This is a genomic window from Motilibacter aurantiacus, assembly GCF_011250645.1.
GTDB lineage: Bacteria > Actinomycetota > Actinomycetes > Motilibacterales > Motilibacteraceae > Motilibacter_A > Motilibacter_A aurantiacus.
Window position 1 is genome coordinate 274 of sequence record NZ_JAANNO010000013.1, and the last position, 18,722, is coordinate 18,995.

The window sequence follows — 18,722 nt, forward strand, 5'->3', positions numbered from 1 at the left end:
CAGCGCGCAGCACAGCTCGTCCTGACAGGGGGCGGGCTCCCGCGGAACACCGTCCGGGAGCCCGCCCCCTGCCGCTTCCCGGCCGTCGCGCTCGCCCTGGCGGCCCCGGAGTGTCGCGCCCCCACCGGCAGGCCCAACCCTTATGGGCCTCAAGGCCCGGCGCCGGCCCGCCGACAAGCAGAGCGAGAACTCACGCGGCATCCGAGCCGCGTCCCGAAGGAAGGAGCAGGCGTGGCCACCACCAGTGTCGACGGCCTGGTCAGTGGGCTGTCCACCAGCTCCCTCATCGACCAGCTGATCCAGGTCGAGGCGACGACCCAGACCAAGCTCAAGAGCCGCCAGTCCGACACCCAGAAGCAGGTCGATGCCCTGACCTCGCTCAACGGGAAGCTCGCGGCCCTGCAGACGGCGGCGAAGAACCTGCAGAAGGCCGACGGCCTGGAGAAGTTCAAGGCCTCCTCGACCGCGACCAGCGTCGTCGCGACCGCCACGGCCGGCGCGCAGGCCCAGGCGCTCACGTTCACGGTCGACACCCTCGCCAAGGCCGAGGTGCGGGTCGGCTCCGGTGCCTACACCAAGCTCACCGACCCGGTCACGACCTCGCTGTCGATCACCAAGGACGGGTCCTCGACCCCGATCGCCATCAACGTCAAGGGCGGGACGCTCCAGGAGGTCGTCGCGGCGGTCAACGACCGCAGCGACGAGCTGGGCGTGCGCGCGACCGCGGTCCAGGTCTCCCCGGGCAACTACAAGCTCCAGTTCGCCGCCACCAAGACCGGCGACGCCAACGGCTTCACCGTCGCCGGCATCGCCGGCATGACGGGTGCCCCCGCCATCGCAGGCACCGATGCCAAGATCACGACCGACGCGGGCTACTCGATCCTCTCGGCCACCAACACCTTCAAGGACGCTCTCCCGGGCGTCACCTTCACCGTGTCCGCCAAGACCACCGACCCGGTGACGATCGAGGTGGCCAAGGACGACGCCGCGACCAGCGACGTCGTGAAGGGCCTCATCGACGCGGCGAACGCGGTGATCAAGGAGGCGCAGGCCAAGTCCTCGTACGACTCCACCACCAAGACCGGCGGCGTCCTCTCCGGTGAGTCCGTCGTGCGCTCGGTCACCCAGGCGCTCGCCGGCGCCATCTCGGCCAACGGCGGCGTCCCGCTCAGCAAGCTCGGGATCCAGCTCAACCGCGACGGGCAGTTCACCTACAACGCCGAGACCTTCAAGAAGGCGCTCACCGACAACCCCGAGGGCATCAAGAAGGGCCTGCTGGGGGCGGACGGGTTCGCCGCGAAGCTCGAGTCGGTCTCGACCAAGTTCGGCGACAAGTACGACGGCCAGATCACCAAGACGATCGAGAGCCGGCGCGGGCTGATCAAGGACTACACCGCGGCGATCAGCGACTGGGACGACCGGCTCGCCACCCGCCGCGAGGCGCTGCAGAAGCAGTACTCCGGCCTCGAGGTCGCCCTGGGCAAGCTCAGGGACCAGAGCAACTGGCTCGCGGGCCAGCTCGCGGCGCTCTAAGCCACCGTCCCCGGGCCGCCCTCCCCCTGACCAGCGGCCGCCCCCTCGAACGACAGGAACCGCTTCGTGTACGCCAATGCCCGCAACCGCTACGCCCAGGACAGCGTCGGCACGGCGAGCCCGGCTCGCCTGCTCACGATGCTGTACGACCGGCTCGTCCTCGACCTGCAGCGTGCCGAGGCCGCGCTCGCCGAGGCCGACCGGTCCGCGGCCAACACCGCGCTCACCCACGCGCAGGACATCCTCAGCGAGCTGCGGAACACGCTCAAGGTCGACGCCTGGCAGGGCGGCCCGGCCCTCGCATCGCTGTACGCCTGGTGGATCACCGAGCTCGTGGGCGCGAACGTGCGCGGGGACGCGCGCCGGATCGCGATGGTCCGTGCCCAGGTCGAGCCGCTGCGCGCCGCCTGGCACGCCGCCGCCGCCCAGGCCGCCAGCGCCGCCCCCGCCGCCGTCCTGACGTCGGCATGACCGTGGAGCGCCACCTGCAGCCCGTCGGGTCGGCGCCCGAGGGGGACTGGTCGACCGCGTGGGTCGACGCGCTCACCGAGCTGGAGCTGCAGGTCGAGCAGGCCGAGGCGATGCTGCGCAGCGAGTCCGCGGACCTGCCGGCGCCGCTCGCGTGGTCCCCGCCCGAGCTGCCCCCGATCCCGCCGGACCTGATCGAGCGGGCACGGCTCGTCCACGCCCGCCAGCTCGACGTCGCCGCCCGCATGACCCGGCGCATGGGTGACCTCGGCAAGCAGTCCACCCTCGCCAGCCGGATCGAGACGGGGACGGCCGGTCGTGCGCGCCCGGTGCTGCTGGACCGGGCGTGCTGACGCCCACGCTGGCGGCCGTGCTCATCGTCAGGGACGAGGAGCACACCCTGGCCCGCTGCCTGGGCTCGCTGCAGCCGCTGGCCCGCGCCGGGCTGCTGACCGCCGTGCACGTGCACGACACCGGCTCCTCCGACGCGACCGTCCGCATCGCGGGCGAGCTCGGGGCGATCGTCACGACCGGTCCCTGGACCGAGGACTTCGCGGCGGCCCGCAACGCCGCGCTCGCGGGCGTCGCGGCCGACTGGGTGCTCAGCCTGGACGCCGACGAGTGCGTCGAGGCCGACCCGGACGCGCTCGCCGGCTTGCTGGCGGGCTCGACGGCCGACGGTCTGACCGTCGAGATCGAGAACGTCCACGACGACGGCACGCACACCCACCGGCACGAGCGGCTGCTCCGCGTGGGCGCGGTGTGCTGGACGGGCCGGGTGCACGAGCACCTGACCCCCGTACGCGGGGGCGGGCTGCGGCTGGCCTCGGCCCCGGCAGGCGTGCTGCGCCTCACCCACGACGGGTACGCAACGCCGCAGGTCCGCCGGCGCAAGTCCGAGCGGAACGCGGCCCTGGCCCAGGCCGAGCTGGACCGGCTGGCGGCGTCCTCGGGCCCCGAGCCCGAGCTCGTCGCCAAGACCCTGCTCGACCTCGGCCGCAGCTGCATCGAGGCCGGGCGGGCCCAGGACGCCGTGGACGCGTTCGAGGCTGTCCGTGCGCTCTTCCCGGGGACCCGGCGCGCGCTCGAGGCCACCGACTCGCTGGCCCGGGTGCTGCTCGCTGCCGGCCTCGACGACGTCGTGCTGGTCCTGGTGGGGCAGCTGCGGGACGGCGGCGCGCCGCGGGCGTACTGCGACTGGCTCGAGGCGCAGGCCCGGGCGCAGCTGGGGGACGTGCGCACCGCCCTCGCCCTGATCGAGGGCGTGGACGAGCTGGTGGACACCGGGGGGCGCCGTTTCACGGGAACCGGCCTGGCCGAGCTCAAGCACCTGCTCCGGCAGCTGGTGCCGGCGGCCGGCTGACCGGGCCGCAGGGGACACGCGGGCCGTCCGCCGGGCGGCTCGGCAGGACGAGAAGCCGCGCACGGGACCGCCGTGCGCGGCTTCGCTCGTTCGGGTGGACCCGCCGCCTCAAGGCCCCGTGGAGGAGGGCCGAAAGACCTACCGAGCACGGATTGCTCACCTCACCGCCACGGAACGGCGACCGCTCCACCACAGTTCAGGAGAAGTAGCGGCCGTGTTCGACGACGTCGCCAGTGTCACGCTGCGCAGTGCCCTGCACGGGCTCTCGATGCGCGAGCGGGCCATCGCAGACAACATCTCGAACGTGCAGACCCCCCATTTCCTGGCGGGGAAGGTGCAGTTCGAGGACGCCCTACGCGACGCGGTCGCCTCCGGTGACACCTCCGAGATCGCCGGCGCCCGCGGCTCCATCGCGCGCTCGCTCGAGCCGACGCGGGAGGACGGCAACAACGTCAACCTCGACCAGGAGACGTTGGCCGCCACCGAGACCGGGCTCGCGTACTCACTCATGACCCGGGCCGTCAACGACCGGTTCAACCTGCTGAGGGCCTCGATCGGCGGGGGTGTCTGACCATGGGCCTCTTCAACGCCATCGACACCGCCGGCAGCGGCGTGACGGTCTACCGCAAGTGGCTCGACGCGGTCAGCGACAACGTCACCAACATGAACACGGCGCGGCGCACCAGCGAGGACGCCTTCCAGGCCAAGTACGTGCTGGCGCAGGCGCGCAACTACGGCGACGGCACCGGCGGCGTGCAGGTCGGCGGCATCGCGCTCGGCAGCCGCGAGGGCCGGGTCGTCCACGACCCGGACCACCCGCTGGCCGACGCCGACGGCAACGTGCGCATGCCGGACATCGACCTCAGCAGCCAGATGACGCAGATGCTCATGGCCCAGCGCGGCTACCAGGCGAACCTCGCCACGGTCGAGCGCGCCCAGGAGGCCTACCGCCAGGCGATCCAGATCGGGAAGGGCTGACCATGAGCATCTCCGCCATCGAGGGCATCGGAGGGGCGCTCGGCGCCTCCGGGATCTTCCCCCAAACGGGTGTCCAGAAGGCCTCAGGTCTGGACGACGACTGGGCGACAACTCCTGCACAGGGGGTCGGGAGCGAGTTCGCAACGGCCCTCTCGAACGGGATCGAGAGCCTGCAGGCCGCTCAGTCCAAGAGCGACCAGCTCGCCGTCCAGGCGGCGACCGGTGACCTGCAGGACCTGCACGACTACACGATCGCGGCGACCGAAGCGTCGCTCGCCACCTCGCTGACCGTCGCCGTCCGTGACAAGGCCGTAGCGGCCTTTCAAGAGATTATGAGGTTGCAGGCCTGATGCCGACGAACGTCAAGGGTCTTGTCGAGAAGCCGCTCCGCGCGTTCCGCTCCTTCACCCCCGGCCAGAAGGCCGTGAGCATCATCGCGGTCGTGGCGCTCCTCATCGGCGGGTACTTCTTCACCACCTGGTCCTCGAAGCCGAACTACGCGCCGCTCTTCACCGGGCTCGCCTCGGCCGACGCCAGCGCGATCGTCGAGGAGCTGACCGCGAGCGGCACGCCGTACGAGCTGGCCGACGGCGGCTCCACGATCCTGGTGCCGCAGGCGCAGGCCGCAGACCTGCGGCTGACCATGGCAGGCCAGGGGCTCCCGGCCAACGAGGGAAGCGGCTACTCGATCCTTGACAAGCAGGGCCTCACGGCCTCGCAGTTCCAGCAGCAGGTCGGCTACCAGCGGGCGCTCGAGGGCGAGCTGAAGAACACGATCGAGGCGATCGACACCGTCGACACCGCCGTCGTGCACCTCGCGCTCCCCGAGAAGGACGTCTTCGCCGACGAGGAGAGCAAGCCCACCGCGAGCGTCCTCGTCCAGACCCAGCCCGGCACCACGCTCACCAGCCAGCAGGTCCGCGCCGTCATCAACCTGGTCTCGGCCAGCGTGCAGGGGATGGCCCCGCAGGACGTCACGCTCACCGACTCCACCGGCAAGCTGCTCAGCAACAACGACCCGAACGGCGCCGGTGCCGGCGCGGACCGTGACGAGGCCACCCAGGCGTACGAGGACCGCATCAGCAAGTCGGTCCAGACGATGCTCGACCGGGTCGTCGGCGCGGGCCACAGCGAGGTGCGGGTGACCGCCGACCTCGACTACGACACCACCCAGACCAAGAGCGAGACGTTCGTCGCGCCGCCGCGCGGTGCCGAGGTGCTCTCCGAGAGCACCGAGACCGAGGACTACACCGGCGACAACACCGCCGTGACCGGCGTCCTCGGCCCGGACAACATCGCCGTCCCGAACGGCGACGAGAACACCGGCAGCACCTACAAGAAGGGCAGCTCGACCAAGGACTACGCGGTCGGCAAGACCACGGAGCAGCGCGTCGCGGCTCCGGGCTCGGTCAAGAAGATGAACGTCGCGGTCCTGCTCGACAACGTGACCGCCGGCGCCGTCGACCCCGCCGAGATCCAGGGCCTCGTGTCGGCCGCCGCCGGTGTCGATGCAGCCCGTGGCGACACGATCCAGGTCGCCCGCATGCCGTTCGACTCCAGCGCCCAGGACGCTGCGGCCAAGGAGCTCGCCGACGCCCAGGCCGCCGAGAAGAAGGCCGCCATGGACAAGACCATCAAGACCGGCGTGCTCGCCGGGGTCGTGCTCCTGGTCCTGCTCCTCACCTGGCTCAAGGCCCGCCGGGCCCGCAAGCAGAAGCGCACGCCGCTCGACCAGATCGAGCTGGCCCGCCTGGAGGAGCTCGAGCGCCGCAACGCCGAGCTCGAGGCGGAGCGCCGGGCGGCCCTCGAGGCCGGCACGGACGCCCCGGCGCTGCCGGCGGCCCCGGAGCCCAACGCGGACGCCGAGAACCTGGCCCGCATGCGTGACGACATCGGAGAGCTCGTCGAGCAGCAGCCCGACGAGGTCGCCCAGCTGCTCCGCGGCTGGCTCGCGGACCGGAGGTCCTGACAATGACGGTCGCCACCCTCGAGTTGAGCGGTCTGACCAAGACCGCGGTGCTCCTGGTCGGCATGGGCCGCGAGCACGCCGCGAAGGTCCTCGCCGAGATGCGCGAGAGCGAGGTCGAGGAGATCACCGCCGAGATCATGCGGCTCCGCGACGTCGACGCCGAGACGGCGCTGCAGGTCTTCACCGAGTTCCACGGCATCGCCCAGGCCAAGACGTACATGGGTCAGGGCGGCATGGACTTCGCCAAGGAGCTGCTCGCCGCGAGCATGGGCGAGGAGAAGGCCGCGGAGCTGATGCACCGCCTGTCCGCGGCCTTCGCGGAGATGCCGTTCCAGTTCCTCCACCGGGCCGACCCCCGCCAGCTGCTCTCGTTCCTCCAGGACGAGCACCCGCAGACGATCGCGCTGGTGCTGGCCCACATGAGCGCCGACCAGGCCTCGACCGTGCTCGGAGGGCTCGTCCCGACGCTGCAGGCCGACGTGGCCCACCGGATCGCGGTCATGGACCGCACCAGCCCGGAGGTCGTCAAGCAGGTCGAGCAGATGCTCGAGCGCAAGCTCTCCTCGGTGCTCCAGCCGACCGAGATGTCCGTCGTCGGCGGCCTGCAGCCGCTGGTCGACATCATCAACCGGGCGGACCGCTCCACCGAGCGCCTCATCCTCGAGGGGCTCGAGGGCCGCGACCGCGAGCTGGCTGAAGAGGTCCGCAGCCGGATGTTCATGTTCGAGGACATCGTCAGCCTCGACGACAAGGCCGTCCAGCTGGTCCTGCGCCAGGTCGAGACCTCCGACCTCGCGACCGCTCTCAAGGGTGTCCGCGACGAGGTCCGCATGAAGATCATGAAGAACCTCTCCGAGCGTGCGGCCGAGAACCTCGCCGACGAGATCGAGATGCTCGGCCCGGTGCGGCTGAAGCAGGTCGAGGAGTCGCAGGTCAAGGTCGTGCAGGCGATCCGCCAGCTCGAGGAGTCCGGCCAGATCACCGTGCGACGGGGGGCGGACGATGAGTTCGTCGACTGACGGCTTCACCGCAGGGCTCGCGGCCCGCGCCGGTACGGCCGGCCCGGCAGCCTCCCGGCCCGGCCTGGCCGTGCTGCGGGGCGGCGCCGCCGCCGGTGTCCGGTCCGCCCGGCTCACCGAGTCCCTGGCGGTCCGCCGCCAGTCGCCCGACGAGGCCCGCGAGGCCGCCCGCTCCGCCGGGTACGCCGCGGGCTGGGCGGCCGGCAGCCAGGCCGCCATGGCCCAGGTCCGTGCCGAGGCCGCGCACGCCGCGGCCCTCGAGGCCGGCCGGGTCGCGGACCGCGAGGCCCGCTTCGCCCGGGCGTTCAGCGCGCTGGAGCAGGCTGCCAGCGAGTTCGAGCGGCGCGCGGCCGTCCCCGCCGAGGAGGCGGGCCAGGCGATCGCGGAGGCGGCGTTCGCGCTCGCCGAGGCGATCGTCGGGCGCGAGCTGGCCACCACCGCCGAGCCCGGCCTCGACGCGGTCCGCCGCGCGCTGGCGCTGGCCCCCGCCGGCCGCCCGGTCACCGTGTGGCTCAACCCGGAGGACGCCGCCACGCTCGAGGGCGCGGCGCTGCCCTTCCCCGACCGCGAGATCACGATCGTCCCGGACGCCGGGCTCATGTCGGGCGACGCGTACGCCGAGTCAGATGCCACCAGCATCGACGCGCGCATCGCGCCGGCCCTCGCCCGAGCCAAGGAGATCCTCCGCCCGTGACCGTCGGGACCCTCATCCCCCGCCAGCACTCCCCGATCTCGCCCTTCGTGCCGGGCCGGGCCCGCTCGCTGGTGCCGGGCCTGGACCGCGCCCTCGCCGCCGCCGCCCCTTCCACGAGCGGCCGCGTGACCGGCGTCGTCGGCCTCGACCTGACGGTCGCCGGGATCGACGCCGCGGTGGGTGAGGTCGTCACCATCGACCAGCCCGGCAAGGCCCCGCTGTACGCCGAGGTCGTCGCCCTGCGCCAGGACGGGCTGTCCTGCACCCCCCTCGGCGCCCTGTCCGGCGTACGCGTCGGCGCCGCGGTGCAGGCCACCGGCGCACCGCTGCAGGTCCCCGTCGGCACCGAGCTGCTCGGCCGCGTCCTCGACGGCCTGGGTCGCCCGATGGACGGCGGCCCGTCGGTCGCCGGGCTCGAGCACGTCGAGGTCGAGAACACGCCCCCGAACGCGCTGCTGCGCTCCAAGGTCGACCGGCCCGTCTCGCTCGGCGTCCGCGCCATCGACACGATGACGGCCATCGGCCGCGGGCAGCGCATGGGCATCTTCGCCGGCTCCGGCGTCGGCAAGTCGACGCTCATGTCGATGATCGCGCGCGGCACCGAGGCGCAGGTCAACGTCGTCGCGCTGGTCGGCGAGCGAGGGCGGGAGGTCCGCGAGTTCCTCGAGCACGACCTCGGCCCGGAGGGCCTGGCCCGCTCCATCGTCGTCATCGCCACGTCGGACGAGCCGCCGATGGTCCGGCTGCGCGCGGCCTTCGTCGCGACCCGCATCGCCGAGTGGTTCCGCGACCAGGGCGCCGACGTCGTGCTCATGATGGACTCGCTGACCCGCGTCGCGATGGCCCAGCGCGAGGTCGGCCTGTCGGCCGGCGAGCCCCCGACGACCAAGGGCTACCCGCCGAGCACCTTCTCGCTGCTCCCGCGCCTGCTCGAGCGCGCCGGGCCGGGGATCGACGGCTCCATCACCGGGCTCTACACCGTCCTCGTCGACGGCGACGACCACAACGAGCCGATCGCGGACGCCGCCCGCTCGATCCTCGACGGCCACCTCGTGCTGACGCGCAAGCTCGCCACCGCCGGCCACTTCCCGTCGATCGACGTGCTCGAGTCGATCTCCCGTGTCGCCTCCGCCGTCACCACGCCCGGCCAGAAGGCCGCGGCCACGGAGGTGCGCCGGCTGATGGCCGCGTACCGCGACGCCCGCGACCTCATCGAGATCGGGGCGTACGCCGCCGGCAGCAACCCCGACGTCGACCGGGCCGTCACGATGATGCCCGCGATCAACGCCTTCCTCCGCCAGGAGGTCGGCGACGTGACCAGTGCCGCCGAGTCGTTCGAGATGCTCCAGCGCATCGCGGCGGGGATGTGAGGCTCCCATGAAGCGCAGGTCCCCGCTCGCGACCCTGCTCCGCGTCCGCCGACTGCAGGAGGACGTCGCCAAGGCCGAGGTCGCCCGGGCCAGGATCGAGGCAGCGCTGGCCGACGACGTCGCCGCGGCCCGCGAGAGCGACCTGGCCCGGTCCCGCCCGGCGGACGGGGACTCGCGCGCCTTCGTCGCCAGCCTGGTCGCGTCCCGCGCGCTGGCCGTGGAGGCCGCGCTCATGAGGCGGGCGGCCCAGGAGGCCCACCACGGGGTCGAGCTCCGGCTGGCCGACTGGTCGTCCGCGGCCGGGCGCTCCGAGGGCGTGGAGCGCGTGGTGACGCGTCACCACGAGGAGTACGTCGCTGAGGCGATGGCGGCCGAGCAGGCCGAGCGTGACGACCTGACCGGTGCCGCCTGGCAGCGTCGCCGGGGCGACGACCGCTCGTAGCCCGTCGCGGAGACGGCGAGGCCCGCACTCCTGGTCGGAGTGCGGGCCTCGTCCGCAGGTGCGGGAGGTCAGGCCGGGCTCTCGAACGTCCCCGGGCTGGCGTCAGTCGCGGTGAACTCCTCGGTGCGCTCGCGGGTCGCCTCGGCCAGCGCGCGGCGCACGCCGTCGACGTCGTGGTCCTTGGTGTAGACCGGCGTGCCCGGCTGCTGGCGCCACGAGTCGTCCAGCCCGCCGGCGTCCACCGCGTCGAAGCCGAGCTCGTCCACGAGCGCCATGACCTTCGCCTTCGCGGCGGCGTCGTCGCCCGCGACGGGCAGGGCGATCCGCCCCGGCTCGCCTGCCGGCTTCCCGTTGTCCTGCAGGCTCTGGGCGAAGATGTTGTTGAACGCCTTGACCAGCGGCCGGCCGAGCTGCTGCTCGACCCAGCGGGTCTCGGGCGTGCCCTGCTCCAGCGGCTCGATCCGGCCGTCCCGGTGGCGCGGGTAGTAGTTGCCGGTGTCGACGAACGCCGCGTCCGGCGCCGCGCCGTCGAGCACACCGGCCGGCAGGTCGGGCACGTTCTTCTGCGGGATCGTCACGACGACGACGTCGGCGCCCCGGGCGGCCTCGGTCACCGGGACCGGCCGCGCCCCGGTCTCGGCCGCGAGGCCCTGCAGCGTCTCCGGGCCGCGCGAGTTCGCGATGGCCACCTCGTGCCCGAGCCTGGTCAGCCGGCGCGCGAGCGCCCCGCCGATGTTGCCCGCGCCGATGATCCCGATCTTCATGGTGCTCCTTGGTCGCGTGCTCCGCGGGCTGGGCCCGCATCCTGTCCGGAGGCAACCGCCGACGGTCCCGATCTAGTCCTCAGCCCCGGAATCCGGGCCTAAAGTCCCAGCTTGCCCGCGCCGACGCACAGGGCAATGAGCATCGACACGGTGGCCCCGTCCGGCATCGCGGGGGTCCAGGCCCGCATCGCCGCCATCCAGTCCCGGTTCGGGGCCCTGGCTCCCAGCGGCGCCTCGATCCCGGTCGTCAACTCCGGCTACACCACCTCGACCAACGGCTCGGCCGTCACGCGCAGCAGCTTCGCCACGGCCCTCGCGGACACGGTGTCCAGCACCGGCTCGAGCGCCGCCTCCTCCACCGCGGGGACGGGCGGCGCGGAGGCTGCCGCCGGCTCCTCGACCGGGCACTCGGGCGCCGACGCGGTCGAGCTGTCGAAGAAGTACCTCGGGATCCCGTACGTGTGGGGCGGCACCGACCCGTCCAAGGGCCTGGACTGCTCCGGCCTGACCGGACTGGTCTACCGCCAGCTCGGCGTGGACCTGCCGCGGGTCAGCCGCGACCAGGCCAAGGTCGGCGAGAAGATCGCGTCGCTGTCCCAGGCCAAGCCGGGCGACCTGCTCTTCTTCAACTCCCCGGTCAGCCACGTCGGCATCTACGCCGGCGGCGGCAAGATGGTCCACGCCCCCCGCACCGGCACGAAGGTGCGCGTCGAGGACGTCTACGAGACCCCGACCGTGATCCGCCGGGTGCTGCCGGAGAACGCCTCCGCAGCCCCGGCCCCACCGGCACAAGCCCAGCCTGCCGCGCGGACGGGCGGCGTGCCGTACGCCGACATCTTCCGCACCGAGGGCGCCCGCGCCGGCGTCTCCCCGACGCTGCTGGCGGCGGTCGCCAAGACCGAGTCGAGCTTCCGCAGCGACGCGACGAGCCCGGCCGGCGCGAGAGGCCTCATGCAGCTCATGCCGGCCACCGCCGCCGGGCTCGGGGTCGACCCGCTCGACCCGCAGCAGGCGGTCCGCGGCGCCGCCAAGCTCCTCGCCGGCTACCTCGAGGACTACGACGGCTCGCTCGATCTGGCCCTGGCCGCCTACAACGCCGGCCCGGGCAACGTGAAGAAGTACGGCGGGGTGCCGCCGTTCTCGGAGACCAAGGCCTACGTGCGCAAGGTCCAGGACGCGATGCAGGAGGTCACGCTGTGACGACCATGACCATGGCGGCGATGCCGGCGGCGGCCCCCGCCGCGGCACCGGCGGCCGGGCCCGGCACCTCCGGCAGCGGCCGGGGCGGGACGAGCGCCTCGGGCTCGTCCACGGGCGGCGGCAAGGCCGCGTCCGGGGGCGCCGCGGGGGCGGCCAAGGGAGGCGAGGCCGCCGAGGGCGCGCCCGCCGAGGAGGCCGTCGCTGCCGAGGGCGGCTTCGCCGCCGTCGTCGCCGCCGCGCTCGCCGCGCTCCCTGCCCAGCAGGGCCAGGCGCCGGTCGAGGGCGGGGCCGAGGGCGCCGACGGCCAGCCGGCCGGGGTCCCCGGTGCCGGGGCAGCGGTCCTCATCGGCCGCCCCGCGATCGAGGGCCTTCCCTCCGGCGCCGTCCCGGCCGCGGTGCTCCCGGCCGCCGGCCAGCTGCCCGTCGACGCGGCGGCCGACCTGGCCGCGGACGCCACGGTCGACCCCGCGCTGCTCGCCGGGACCGCGGCCGACAACGCTCCCGCCACGCCCGCCGCCGAGACGGCGCGCGTGCTGGCGGCCCCCGGGCTGACCGTCCAGGTCGCCCCGGCCGCGCCCGCTCAGCCCGCGCCGGTGCTCGACACGGCGGCGACCCTCGCCGCCGGGATGCCCGTCCTCGCGGGCGGCCCCGGCGACGCGTCGGCGGACACCTCCGGCGACACGCCTCAGGACGGCGCGCCGACCACCCCGCCGCTCGCCGCCGCCACGGCCGAGGCGCCGCCGAGCAGCGCCCCGGCGCCCGTCGCGCCGACGACCGGCAGCTCCCCGCTCGCCGCGCCGGCCGCGCCGGAGCGCCCGCAGCATTCCGCGCCGGCCCACCCGCCGGTCGCCGCGCAGGTCACGACGCACGTCGCGGGCCTGGCCACCGCCCAGGACGGGGTGCACCGCATGGTGCTGCAGCTGCACCCCGCCGACCTCGGCCAGGTCCAGGTCATCGCCGAGCTGCGCGACGGCCGGATCAACCTGCACCTGGCCGGCGGCACCGAGGCCGGGCGTGAGGCGCTCAAGGCCGCGCTGCCCGACCTCAAGCGCGACCTCGCCGACGCGGGCCTGTCGACCGGCTCGCTCGAGGTCGGCAGCGACGGCCCCGGCGGGTCGTCCTCCCGCGGGCGCGAGGCGGCCCAGCAGCGCCTCGAAGGGCGCACGTCCGGGACCTACGGCTCAGGTGAGGCCCAGGGCCGGTCGAACGACATCCCGAGCGCACCGGCACCGACGCGCCCGACCGGCGGCCGCGCCCTCGACCTGCGCGTCTGAGAGAGGACATCCATGCCTGACGCAGTCTCCGGCTACACCCCGATCAACGACGTCCTCGGTGTCCAGCAGACGCCGCAGACGACGAGGAAGTCCAACGACGAGCTGGACAAGGACGCGTTCCTCAAGCTGCTCGTCGCGCAGCTGAAGTACCAGGACCCCAACAGCCCGGTCGACAGCTCGCAGTTCATGTCGCAAACTGCCCAGTTCACGTCTGTTGAGAAGCTGACCAGTCTTGCCGATAGCCAGACTGCGCTGCTCTCCTCGCAGCAGCTGCTCAGCGCGAGCAGCCTCGTGGGTAAGACCGTGTCCTACCCCGGCCCCGACGGCACGGACGTCTCAGGGGTCGTGACCGCAGCACAGCTGAGCACCGACGGACCGGTGCTCCGCGTGGGGGACGCGAGCGTCCCACTCACCTCGGTGAAGGAAGTCAAGGCCACGCCCGCGGCGTGACCCGCGGCACCTGACCCTCCTCCCGCGCACTCCCTCCGTCCCCCCACTTCTTGGAGAACCTCCGTGCTCCGTTCCCTCTTCTCCGGCATCAGCGGCCTGAAGCAGCACCAGACGATGATGGACGTCACCGGCAACAACATCTCCAACGTCAACACCGCCGGCTTCAAGTCCTCCAGCACCGTCTTCGAGGACACGCTGAGCCAGATGGTCCGCGCCGCCGGCGCCCCGCAGGGCGGCAACGGCGGCACCAACCCCGCCCAGGTCGGCCTCGGTGTCCGGCTCGGCGGCATCGCCACGAACTTCGGCCAGGGGTCGGCCCAGACCACCGGCCGCGCGACCGACATCATGATCCAGGGCGACGGCTTCTTCGGCGTGCGCACCGGCGGCGAGACGCTCTTCACCCGCAACGGCTCGTTCAGCTTCGACCAGGACGGGCGCCTCGTCACGAACTCCGGCGGCGTGGTCCAGGGGTGGACGGCGCAGGACGGCGCGATCAACACCAACGGCGCGATCGGCGACATCCAGCTCCCGACCGGCACGCTGCTCGACCCGAAGGCGACCACGTCCGCCTCGCTCGGCGGCAACCTGCCTGCGGGCGCCGCGGTCGGCACGCAGATCAACGGCTCCTACAAGACGTTCGACGCGCAGGGCAAGGAGCACACCCTCGCCTACACGCTGACCAAGGCCGCCGGCACCGCCACCACCGACCGCTGGACCCTCACCACGACGGTCGACGGGGCTGCGGCCGCCGCCTCCACCGCCGCGCTCGAGTTCAGCAACACCGACGGCCGGCTCGTCACCCCGGCCCCCGCCGGCACCCCCGCCACCCAGGCCTTCACCGTCACCGCGCCCTGGGGCCCGGTCTCCATCGACGTGGGCACCGTGAGCTCGTTCGGTGGCGAGAACACCCTCGCCGCCGGCACCCAGGACGGCTCGGCCATGGGCTCGCTGCAGGCCTTCACCATCTCGCCGGACGGCACCCTGGTCGGTGTCTTCAGCAACGGCCTCAAGCAGCCGCTCGCGCAGCTGTCGCTCGCCTCCTTCAACAACCCCGCGGGCCTGGAGAAGGTCGGCGGCTCGATGTTCCGCAACAGCGTGAACTCGGGCAACCCGATCATGGGCGTCGCCGGCAGCGCGGGCCGCGGCACGCTGCAGAACAACACCCTCGAGATGTCCAACGTCGACCTCGCCGCCGAGTTCACCAACCTGATCGTGGCCCAGCGCGGCTTCCAGGCGAACTCGAAGGTCATCACGACCTCCGACGAGATCCTCAACGACCTGGTCAACCTCAAGCGCTAGTAGTCGTCGGCCCGAAGGCCCGGACGCCTCCCGTGTGGAGGTGCCCGGGCCTTCGGCCGTGGTCACGCATTGTGCGGCCCGACGGGTGGTGGCGCGCGCGGCTGCACGCGCGGTCGGCTGCGGGCCGAGGCTGTGGCCGTCCGGGGGGCACCCCGCCCGGTCTCGTACGCTTCGTCGATGTCCCGCCGAGCGCCCGCCGCCCCGACGCCCGATCCCGACCGCTCCGAGTTCGACAAGATGGTCGCCGGTGACTGGTACCGCTACCGGGTCAGCCCCGACCTCGTCGCGCTGACCGAGCGGACGCAGGCCCGCTGCCGGGAGATCAACGCCGCGTACGCCGAGGACCCCGCCCACGCGCTGGAGCTCCTGCGCGGCCTGCTCGGGACGATGGGGGAGGACGTGCAGTTCCGGCCGCCGTTCTACGCCGACCACGGCTCGCGGCTGCACATCGGGGACCGGTCGTTCCTCAACGCCGACTTCCTCGCGCTCGGCGGTGGTGAGATCACGATCGGCAGCGACGTCCTCATCGGCCCGGGCGCTCGGCTCTACACCCCCAACCACCCGCTCGACCCCGAGCTGCGCCGGCAGGGCTACGAGCGGGTGCTGCCCATCCGGATCGAGGACAACGTCTGGCTCGGCGGCAGCGTGGTGGTCCTCCCTGGCGTGACGATCGGGGAGTCCGCCGTGGTCGGTGCCGGCTCCGTGGTCACGAAGGACGTGGCTCCCGGCGCAGTCGTGGCCGGCAACCCGGCGCGCCCCATCCGCACCGGCGGTGCTGCGGTGGTGAACATCTGATCCGTTGTTCGGCATAGTTGGCTTTGTGCAAACACGATGTGTGCATCGCGCTTCGTTGATTGCTGGGTGACCTCGGCCGGACGCTGGCGCGGCCGGCGCCCGGGGAGAAGCGGCCGTGTAGGGGTACCCCGGCGCGTCACTCGGGTGGCGCGCGCTGCGCGTCCACGGGGGTCGTCGCCGCTGGCCGGGGGAGCTCGTGGCCACCGCCATCGGCCCGACGCACTTCCTCGGTGCCAGGGGCACGTTCGCCGCGTCAGGACACCGCGGAAGTGCCCCTCGCCGGAGGTCGTCCGCCGGGGGTCGCTGCGAGTGATCCCGCTCACCACGTGAGCGGCGAGCCTCAGCCGGCGGCAGGCTCCAGCTGCTGGTGCGGCACGTCCACCGTGAACCACACCTCTTTGTGCCCGCTGCCGATCGAGCAGCCCCAGTCGCTGCTGAGGGCGGCGACGATGTTCAGCCCGCGCCCGCTCTCGGCGTCCTCGTCGACCGGGCCCGAGCCCGCGGCCACGCACTGGGGCAGGCTGTCCGACACGCCGACGCGTACGTGGTCCTCGCCGAGCGCGACGGCGACGCGCATCGGGGGACGGCCGTGGCGCATCGCGTTGGTGACGAGCTCGCTGGCCGCCAGGAGCACCGCGTCCGCCGACTCGGAGACGCCCCAGCCCTCCAGCGTCCGCGACAGCAGTCGGCGCGCCTCGCGCACCGATGCCGGCTCCCCGGTCAACGGCGCAGCGACGACATGCTGGTAGGACACGGCTTCTCCCCGCTTCTCGAGGTCGTCCACGAGCCTGGACGCAAGGTTCTTACCCAACCCCTTCACACGGCCGAAACCCTCTCGACGCGCCGTTCGCCGGGCCCCGGGACTTCGGGCGGGGGCGCCGACGGCCCGAGCGACGGCGCGCCGCCTCGTTCGCCGGTCACCTGATCGGCGCAGTTTCCGGCGCTTAGGCGGGAGCCACGGGGCGCCGATCCGGTTAGAGCAGGCGGAAAGCCGGCACGGCGCCGAGCGCCGTTCGACAGGTCCTCGGGACCAACGATCCAGGACGGGAGGGCGGCCGCATGATCGTGCTGACCCGGCTCAACGGGCACGCGTTCGCGCTGAATCCCGACCTCATCGAGCGTGCGGAGAGCACGCCGGACACGGTGATCACGCTGGTCGACGGCAAGAAGTTCGTCGTCGCGGAGTCGGTCTTCGAGATGGTCACGCTCATCTCGGACTTCCGCTCGTCCGTGATCGCCCGTGCCCAGGTCCTCGAGACCGAGATGCAGCACGAGCAATCGCAGGGACCGGACGACCGGGGGCCGCAGCGCGGCCGCGTGGTCCCCCTGCCCATCAGGGAGGCGTGACCATGGACATCGCTGCAATCGTCGGGATCGTGTTGGCCTTCGCCGCGATCCTGGTCAACAACATCATGGAGGGCGGCAACCCGGCCGCGCTCATCTTCCCGCCTGCCCTCATCCTGGTCTTCGGTGGCACGATCGGCGGCTGTCTGGCCGGCGGTGTCCTCAAGGACACCATCAAGGCGTTCAAGGACGCGATCGCTGCGATCACCGGCAAGGCGAGCGACGCCGGCGCCGCCGTCGACGACATCGTCAAGCTGGCCGAGCGCGCCCGTCGTGAGGGCCTGCTGGCTCTCGAGGACGCCGCGAAGACGATCGACGACCCGTTCCTGCAGAAGGGCCTGCAGCTCGCGATCGACGGCACCGACCCGGACGAGCTGCGGGAGATCCTCGAGGCCGAGATCCAGGCGAAGAAGAAGTCGACCAAGCCCTCGGTGAAGTGGTTCACCGACGCCGGCGCCTACGCGCCGACCGTCGGCATCATCGGCACGGTCATGGGCCTCGTCCACGTGCTGGAGAACCTCGACAAGCCGGAGACGCTCGGCCACTCCATCGCCGCGGCCTTCCTCGCCACGCTCTGGGGCGTGCTCACCGCCAACGTCATGTGGTTCCCCATCGCCAAGCGCATCGCCCGTCTCACCGAGATGGAGGCCGAGCAGATGGAGGTCGTCGTCGAAGGCATCCTCGCGATCCAGGCCGGCTCGAACCCCCGCGTGGTCGCGCAGAAGCTCAAGGCACTGCTTCCCGACGGCGGCGCGGCCCAGGACGAGAAGAAGGCGGCCTAACCGATGAGCGCGCACGGGGGGCACGGCAAGGGACGCCGCCCAAAACCGCACGAGGAGGAGGAGCACGAGAACCACGAGCGGTGGCTGGTCAGCTACGCGGACATGCTGACCCTGCTGTTCGTGCTCTTCGTGGTGCTCTTCGCCATCAGCCAGGTCGACAAGAAGAAGTTCGAGGAGCTGAAGAAGGGCTTCGGGGCCGAGGTCTCGGTCATCGAGGGCAGCAACGGCGCCCTGGACGACCCGGCCACGGACCCGATCAAGACCGACGCGCTCGAGAACATCACCCCCCAGGCCGCCGGCCAGGTCTCCGCGGAGGCCCTGTCGGCTGCGGAGCGCAAGCTGCGCAGCGAGCAGGTGGCCAAGGCGGCGGCCGAGGCGAAGAAGCTCGAGGAGCTCGAGAAGAAGATCGACTCCGAGCTGAGCAAGCGCGGCCTGACCGACACGGTCAAGACCCGCATCAACGAGCGCGGGCTCGTGGTCAGCATCGTGACCAACCGGGTGATCTTCGAGCCCTCCAGCGCAGACCTCGCCGCCGGTGGCCGCGCCGTCCTCGAGACGGTGGCCCCGGTGCTCAAGACGGTCGAGAACCCGCTGGTGGTCGAGGGGCACACCAACACGGTCAAGGCCCGGCCGAAGGGGTGGAAGAACGAGTGGTTCCTCTCCACCGCGCGCGCCAGCGAGGTCGTGACCTACCTGGGCAGCCACGAGGGCGTCCCGTGGAAGCGGATGGAAGCCGCCGGCCTGGCCGACACCCAGCCGCTCTACGACCCGAGGGTCAACCCGCGGGCCGACACGCTCAACCGGCGCGTCGAGATCGTGATCCTGGCCGACGCGCTCAAGCCGAGCGCGACCAACGTCGAGAAGGCTTCGGAGTCCGAGATCGCCGCGGCCGAGGCCGGGGACGCGGAGGCGGCCGCCGAGTCCACGGACTCGCACGCCACGGACTCGCACGCCACGGAGTCCACGGACTCGCACGCC

Annotated in this window: 22 protein-coding genes; 20 read left to right on the forward strand and 2 right to left on the reverse strand. The window is 72.7% G+C overall.

Translation table 11 applies throughout. The features are described from left to right. The first annotated feature begins 231 nt into the window (after positions 1 to 231). From fliD to G9H72_RS17715, 12 genes are all read left to right on the forward strand, one after another. On the forward strand, positions 232 to 1,533 hold the full coding sequence (gene fliD, locus G9H72_RS17660) for a flagellar filament capping protein FliD (protein ID WP_166173543.1): 1,302 nt from the start codon (positions 232 to 234) through the stop codon (positions 1,531 to 1,533). Between the two features lie 66 nt (positions 1,534 to 1,599). Next, the gene (gene fliS / locus G9H72_RS17665; protein ID WP_166173545.1) at positions 1,600 to 2,004 is read left to right on the forward strand and encodes a flagellar export chaperone FliS; all 405 of its coding nucleotides are present in this window, start codon (positions 1,600 to 1,602) and stop codon (positions 2,002 to 2,004) included. Beyond that, the gene (locus G9H72_RS17670) at positions 2,001 to 2,354 is read left to right on the forward strand and encodes a hypothetical protein (RefSeq protein WP_166173547.1); all 354 of its coding nucleotides are present in this window, start codon (positions 2,001 to 2,003) and stop codon (positions 2,352 to 2,354) included. Before fliS ends, G9H72_RS17670 begins: the two co-directional genes overlap by 4 nt. Continuing rightward, positions 2,348 to 3,364 (forward strand): glycosyltransferase, encoded by a 1,017-nt coding sequence (locus G9H72_RS17675; protein ID WP_166173549.1) that lies wholly within the window; start codon positions 2,348 to 2,350, stop codon positions 3,362 to 3,364. The genes G9H72_RS17670 and G9H72_RS17675 overlap by 7 nt, the downstream gene beginning before the upstream one ends. 214 nt (positions 3,365 to 3,578) lie before the next feature. Then, positions 3,579 to 3,935: a flagellar basal body rod protein FlgB gene (locus tag G9H72_RS17680; RefSeq protein WP_166173551.1), complete on the forward strand. Its 357-nt coding sequence runs from the start codon at positions 3,579 to 3,581 to the stop codon at positions 3,933 to 3,935. Between the two features lie 2 nt (positions 3,936 to 3,937). Beyond that, complete coding sequence (locus G9H72_RS17685) at positions 3,938 to 4,342, forward strand: flagellar basal body rod protein FlgC (RefSeq protein WP_166173553.1); 405 nt, start codon at positions 3,938 to 3,940, stop codon at positions 4,340 to 4,342. Positions 4,343 to 4,344: 2 nt separating this feature from the next. Next, positions 4,345 to 4,692, forward strand: a complete 348-nt coding sequence (gene fliE, locus G9H72_RS17690) for a flagellar hook-basal body complex protein FliE (RefSeq protein WP_166173555.1) — start codon at positions 4,345 to 4,347, stop codon at positions 4,690 to 4,692. After that, entirely contained in the window at positions 4,692 to 6,311 is a 1,620-nt protein-coding gene (gene fliF / locus G9H72_RS17695) for a flagellar basal-body MS-ring/collar protein FliF (protein WP_166173557.1), read from the forward strand. Before fliE ends, fliF begins: the two co-directional genes overlap by 1 nt. A 2-nt stretch (positions 6,312 to 6,313) precedes the next feature. After that, positions 6,314 to 7,330, forward strand: coding sequence for a flagellar motor switch protein FliG (gene fliG / locus G9H72_RS17700; RefSeq protein WP_166173559.1), 1,017 nt, complete (start codon positions 6,314 to 6,316; stop codon positions 7,328 to 7,330). Then, positions 7,314 to 8,024 (forward strand): FliH/SctL family protein, encoded by a 711-nt coding sequence (locus G9H72_RS17705; RefSeq protein WP_166173561.1) that lies wholly within the window; start codon positions 7,314 to 7,316, stop codon positions 8,022 to 8,024. The genes fliG and G9H72_RS17705 overlap by 17 nt, the downstream gene beginning before the upstream one ends. Positions 8,025 to 8,092: 68 nt before the next feature. Beyond that, the gene (locus G9H72_RS17710) at positions 8,093 to 9,394 is read left to right on the forward strand and encodes a FliI/YscN family ATPase (RefSeq protein WP_166173734.1); all 1,302 of its coding nucleotides are present in this window, start codon (positions 8,093 to 8,095) and stop codon (positions 9,392 to 9,394) included. A gap of 7 nt (positions 9,395 to 9,401) precedes the next feature. Next, positions 9,402 to 9,836: a hypothetical protein gene (locus G9H72_RS17715; RefSeq protein ID WP_166173563.1), complete on the forward strand. Its 435-nt coding sequence runs from the start codon at positions 9,402 to 9,404 to the stop codon at positions 9,834 to 9,836. Between the two features lie 68 nt (positions 9,837 to 9,904). Here G9H72_RS17715 and G9H72_RS17720 read toward each other — a convergent pair whose 3' ends face one another. Continuing rightward, positions 9,905 to 10,600, reverse strand: coding sequence for an NADPH-dependent F420 reductase (locus G9H72_RS17720; RefSeq protein WP_166173565.1), 696 nt, complete (start codon positions 10,598 to 10,600; stop codon positions 9,905 to 9,907). A gap of 135 nt (positions 10,601 to 10,735) precedes the next feature. On the opposite strand from G9H72_RS17720, the gene G9H72_RS22605 reads away from it, so the two are divergent. The 5 genes from G9H72_RS22605 (at position 10,736) to G9H72_RS17745 (ending at position 15,618) form a co-directional block, all read left to right on the forward strand. Then, positions 10,736 to 11,800: an NlpC/P60 family protein gene (locus tag G9H72_RS22605; RefSeq protein WP_166173567.1), complete on the forward strand. Its 1,065-nt coding sequence runs from the start codon at positions 10,736 to 10,738 to the stop codon at positions 11,798 to 11,800. Positions 11,801 to 11,805: 5 nt separating this feature from the next. Next, positions 11,806 to 13,074 (forward strand): flagellar hook-length control protein FliK, encoded by a 1,269-nt coding sequence (locus G9H72_RS17730; RefSeq protein WP_231127393.1) that lies wholly within the window; start codon positions 11,806 to 11,808, stop codon positions 13,072 to 13,074. A 12-nt stretch (positions 13,075 to 13,086) separates the two neighbouring features. Beyond that, entirely contained in the window at positions 13,087 to 13,524 is a 438-nt protein-coding gene (locus G9H72_RS17735; RefSeq protein WP_166173571.1) for a flagellar hook capping FlgD N-terminal domain-containing protein, read from the forward strand. Positions 13,525 to 13,587: 63 nt separating this feature from the next. Further along, positions 13,588 to 14,823 (forward strand): flagellar hook protein FlgE, encoded by a 1,236-nt coding sequence (locus tag G9H72_RS17740; protein WP_166173573.1) that lies wholly within the window; start codon positions 13,588 to 13,590, stop codon positions 14,821 to 14,823. A 177-nt stretch (positions 14,824 to 15,000) separates the two neighbouring features. Next, a complete protein-coding gene (locus tag G9H72_RS17745; RefSeq protein WP_231127371.1) occupies positions 15,001 to 15,618 on the forward strand; it encodes a sugar O-acetyltransferase in 618 nt (205 codons plus the stop codon). A 340-nt stretch (positions 15,619 to 15,958) separates the two neighbouring features. Here the strand turns inward: G9H72_RS17745 and G9H72_RS17750 are convergent, their stop codons facing one another. Further along, positions 15,959 to 16,372: an ATP-binding protein gene (locus tag G9H72_RS17750; protein WP_166173575.1), complete on the reverse strand. Its 414-nt coding sequence runs from the start codon at positions 16,370 to 16,372 to the stop codon at positions 15,959 to 15,961. A 305-nt stretch (positions 16,373 to 16,677) separates the two neighbouring features. Between G9H72_RS17750 and G9H72_RS22610 the strand changes: the two genes are divergently transcribed. The 3 genes from G9H72_RS22610 to G9H72_RS17765 form a co-directional block, all read left to right on the forward strand. Then, positions 16,678 to 16,965 (forward strand): flagellar FlbD family protein, encoded by a 288-nt coding sequence (locus G9H72_RS22610; RefSeq protein ID WP_166173578.1) that lies wholly within the window; start codon positions 16,678 to 16,680, stop codon positions 16,963 to 16,965. A 2-nt stretch (positions 16,966 to 16,967) separates the two neighbouring features. Next, complete coding sequence (locus tag G9H72_RS17760; protein WP_166173580.1) at positions 16,968 to 17,744, forward strand: flagellar motor protein; 777 nt, start codon at positions 16,968 to 16,970, stop codon at positions 17,742 to 17,744. Between the two features lie 3 nt (positions 17,745 to 17,747). Next, on the forward strand, positions 17,748 to 18,722 hold a 975-nt coding region (locus G9H72_RS17765; protein WP_166173582.1), incomplete at its 3' end, for an OmpA/MotB family protein.

Excerpts from the sequence above, each read along its gene's own strand:
- G9H72_RS22605 (WP_166173567.1), top strand. The coding sequence starts at position 10,736 with ATGAGCATCGACACGGTGGCCCCGTCCGGCATCGCGGGGGTCCAGGCC.
- G9H72_RS17705 (WP_166173561.1), top strand. The coding sequence starts at position 7,314 with ATGAGTTCGTCGACTGACGGCTTCACCGCAGGGCTCGCGGCCCGCGCC.
- G9H72_RS17715 (WP_166173563.1), top strand. The coding sequence starts at position 9,402 with ATGAAGCGCAGGTCCCCGCTCGCGACCCTGCTCCGCGTCCGCCGACTG.
- G9H72_RS17670 (WP_166173547.1), top strand. The coding sequence starts at position 2,001 with ATGACCGTGGAGCGCCACCTGCAGCCCGTCGGGTCGGCGCCCGAGGGG.
- G9H72_RS17745 (WP_231127371.1), top strand. The coding sequence starts at position 15,001 with ATGTCCCGCCGAGCGCCCGCCGCCCCGACGCCCGATCCCGACCGCTCC.
- G9H72_RS22610 (WP_166173578.1), top strand. The coding sequence starts at position 16,678 with ATGATCGTGCTGACCCGGCTCAACGGGCACGCGTTCGCGCTGAATCCC.
- fliF (WP_166173557.1), top strand. The coding sequence starts at position 4,692 with ATGCCGACGAACGTCAAGGGTCTTGTCGAGAAGCCGCTCCGCGCGTTC.
- fliE (WP_166173555.1), top strand. The coding sequence starts at position 4,345 with ATGAGCATCTCCGCCATCGAGGGCATCGGAGGGGCGCTCGGCGCCTCC.
- G9H72_RS17720 (WP_166173565.1), bottom strand. The coding sequence starts at position 10,600 with ATGAAGATCGGGATCATCGGCGCGGGCAACATCGGCGGGGCGCTCGCG.
- G9H72_RS17760 (WP_166173580.1), top strand. The coding sequence starts at position 16,968 with ATGGACATCGCTGCAATCGTCGGGATCGTGTTGGCCTTCGCCGCGATC.
- G9H72_RS17735 (WP_166173571.1), top strand. The coding sequence starts at position 13,087 with ATGCCTGACGCAGTCTCCGGCTACACCCCGATCAACGACGTCCTCGGT.
- fliG (WP_166173559.1), top strand. The coding sequence starts at position 6,314 with ATGACGGTCGCCACCCTCGAGTTGAGCGGTCTGACCAAGACCGCGGTG.
- G9H72_RS17685 (WP_166173553.1), top strand. The coding sequence starts at position 3,938 with ATGGGCCTCTTCAACGCCATCGACACCGCCGGCAGCGGCGTGACGGTC.
- G9H72_RS17730 (WP_231127393.1), top strand. The coding sequence starts at position 11,806 with ATGACCATGGCGGCGATGCCGGCGGCGGCCCCCGCCGCGGCACCGGCG.